1 pseudogene is annotated in these 387 nt (G+C 67.2%); it reads left to right on the forward strand.

The window, feature by feature from the left end:
- Positions 1-62 precede the first annotated feature (62 nt).
- Positions 63-387: pseudogene (locus tag K9U41_RS23730) on the forward strand (multidrug ABC transporter ATP-binding protein); the annotation flags it as partial.

A 387-nucleotide genomic window follows, 5' to 3' on the forward strand; every position in this document is an offset into this window, starting at 1 on the left:
CGCTTGGCGCTCGCCGGCCGGCGCTTACATGATGGGCTCCCCCAGCATTACGCCCGGAAGACATGTTCCTGAATTGGCTTGAGCGCCGGGTCGATCCGTTTGCGCCCTTCGACGAGACGCGGACCCCGCCGCAGACGGTTCTGGGATTTGCCGGCTTCTACCTGCGTCCGCTCCGGGCCGCCCTGGTGGCGCTATTCATCATCGCGGTGGTGGCCGGAACCGTCGAGGCCTCGCTCTACCTGGTCATGCGCTGGTTCATCGACCTGTTGGCCACGGCCGACCGGGCCAGCGTCCTGTCGGACCATGCGGTCGGCCTCGGGCTGGTGTTCCTGCTGATCGCCCTGGTGCGGCCGATCTCGATCTGGCTGCACGAGGTGCTGTCCAACC

It is taken from the genome of Xanthobacter autotrophicus (genome assembly GCF_029991245.1).
GTDB classification, from domain to species: Bacteria; Pseudomonadota; Alphaproteobacteria; order Rhizobiales; family Xanthobacteraceae; genus Xanthobacter; species Xanthobacter autotrophicus_C.